The following is a 2388-nucleotide window of genomic DNA, read 5'->3' as shown; positions in this document are numbered from 1 at the left end:
GTTACGGGGCCGCCTGCGGCGCCAAGCGGCGGCGGTTGGCGCGCACTTTCTTGCGGTAAAGCTGCATCACTTCCGGCGCATTCAGCCCCGGCTTGCCGGACATCGCGGCATCCAGCATCAGCGCCCCGCTCTCATGCGCCGCCATCAGCTTTTCCGAGACCATCAGCAGCGTCTCATGCGGCGCGTCATGCCCGCCTTGCGCCAGCTTGGCCAGACGCAGCGCGATCACCTGCTGCGCCTCAAAGGCCAGCATCGCGCTCTGCATCGCCAGATTGGGCAGATCCAGACCAGGCCAAACCGGCCAAAAACCGGACTCAAAGGAAGGAAATTTCGTCATAACATCGATCTATATGGGTTTATGCTGCGCCGCAGCAATGAAAAACCACGCAATGCCCCCCTGCCCGGCTGGCATGGGCCCCCGCGCCCTATGCTCCTGCCTCTTGCGCGATCAGCTCCGCCTGCCGCGCCAGCCGCACCAGATCCGCCGCCCCGGGGCCGATCGGCAGCGCCGGGCGTGGTGCCGCACGCCCGTCCTCCAGAATCTGACGCAACCAGACCGCCCAGCCCCGCCACACATCGCGCTCCTGCGGGGCGATGGCGGGGCGCTCCAGCGCCAGCAGCGAAAGCCGCCCGGCCATGCGGCGCAAAGCCGCATCGGCAGCGGCGGCCTTCACCATCGCCGGCTCGTGGCGCCCATGCGGCTCGGAGAGTATGCGCTGCAGCGCGGCTTCGAGATTATTGCTGGCCAGGCCCGCGGCACGCCGCGCCGTCTCCGCCGCCCCCCAGCTCCCCTGCCCCAGCAAAGCGTCGATCACCGCCTCCACATAAGCGGCATGGGCGCGCCGCACGGTGCCGAGGAAGCTCTCCAGCTTCGGCGCTTCAAAGCCCGGCCAGAGCAGCGCGCTGCCCAGAACCGCCAGCGCCCCGCCGAGAAGCGACCACAGCACCCGCGAGGCAGCGACGAAGAATTCGCTCTCGCCCGGGCGCAATTTCTCCACCAGCAGCACCACCATCGGGGTCAGCACGGCGATATAGAGGCTGAAATTCACCGGCCGCAGCGCGAAGGCGCACAGGCTGAGCGGTAGCATGGCAAGCGCCAGCTGCAGATCGGTATGCACGAAAAACCCCAAAGCCGCCGCCAGCACACCGCCCAGCACGGTGCCGGCACAGCGCTCCGCCGTGCGCGCCCAGGTGGCGGCGAAATAAGGCTGCAGGCAGAAGACCAGCGTGATCGTCGCCCAATGTGAATAGATGCCGCCAAAGCGCGTCGTCACCGCCAGCACCGGCAGCGCGATCACCGCCGCCCGCAGCGCGTGCCGGAAGGCGACGGAGGACAAGGTGAAATTCTGCCGGATCGGTGAGAGCACCCGCCGGCGCAGCCCCACCGGGCTTGGCGCCGGCAGGGCCGCCCCTGTGGGCGGCGCCACCGCGATCAGCACCGCGAACTGCTCGGCAATCGCCGCCAGCACATGGCGCTCGGGCGCATCCGGCAAATCCCGCAGCGCCTGGCGCAGCCGCTTCAGGCTGGCGCGCTTGCGCGGCGTATCCAGCGGCCGGTCGGCGAGGATTTCCGGCTCCATCGCAGCCAGCCAGCCCGAGATCAGCCGCAGCGGCGCCACGCAGTCATCGCGCACCGCCGGGTCCTGCTCCAGCTGTTCGGAGAGCGCGATCAGCGCCCCGAAAATCCGGTCGAAACTCTCCAGCCGCAGCGAAAGCTGCGCCCCGCGCGGCGAAACCAGCCCGCGCCGCCGGAAGGTGGCATAGGCCACGGCCCGGGCATTTTCGATCGCCTCGCGCACCTGGCCGCGATATTCCAGCGCATGGGCGGAAAACGCCGCTTCGCCCTCGGCATGGCGGGCAAAGCGCACCAGCTCATTATTCAGCCGCGCCAGCCGGCGCGCCACCTCCGCCAGCGCCCGGCGTGAGGCGGCGTAAGGATGCGTCTCCCAGATCACCAGCGTCAAAATCACCGCCCAGCCGGCGCCGGCCAGGAAGTTCAGCCCGTGCAGCAGCGCCCAGCCCATGCCGGACTCCGGCGCCCCCAAAGCCAGCAACGCGGCGACGCTGCTGAGATTGCCCACCTGCATCCCGGCCTGGCCGTAAATCCGGGCAAAACTCGTGCAGAACACCAGAAACGCCGCCAGCGGCGCCGAAACCCAGGGGCTCTGCGCCCCCACCCAGCTGAACAGCGCATATAGGCTCGCCCCCAGCAGCGCATAGCTGATCACCGCCGGCGCCCGCCGCGCGGCCGGCCCGCCAGGGTCGGCATAGCAGGTCAGCAGCGCCCCCAGCGCCGCCAGCCCGAGTTGCGGCACGTCGAACACCCGCCCCAGCAGCAGCGGCAGCGCCACCGCGCAAAAGGCCCGCAACCCTTCGGAGAGCGACAGC

The 2388-nt window shown here is 69.6% G+C and carries 2 protein-coding genes; both read right to left on the bottom strand.

What is annotated here, in order from left to right; translation table 11 throughout:
- Position 1 precedes the first annotated feature (1 nt).
- Positions 2-337, bottom strand: a complete 336-nt coding sequence (locus MXAZACID_RS03435) for a hypothetical protein (RefSeq protein WP_008492679.1) — start codon at positions 335-337, stop codon at positions 2-4.
- An 88-nt stretch (positions 338-425) separates the two neighbouring features.
- On the bottom strand, positions 426-2388 hold a 1963-nt coding region (locus tag MXAZACID_RS19130), incomplete at its 5' end, for an FUSC family protein (RefSeq protein WP_039884692.1).

The organism is Acidocella sp. MX-AZ02 (genome assembly GCF_000306035.1).
GTDB classification, from domain to species: Bacteria; Pseudomonadota; Alphaproteobacteria; order Acetobacterales; family Acetobacteraceae; genus Acidocella; species Acidocella facilis.
This window is presented reverse-complemented; position numbering and strand designations above follow the sequence as displayed.

Coding starts and splice junctions, on each gene's coding strand:
- MXAZACID_RS03435 (WP_008492679.1), bottom strand. CDS start 337: ATGACGAAATTTCCTTCCTTTGAGTCCGGTTTTTGGCCGGTTTGGCCT.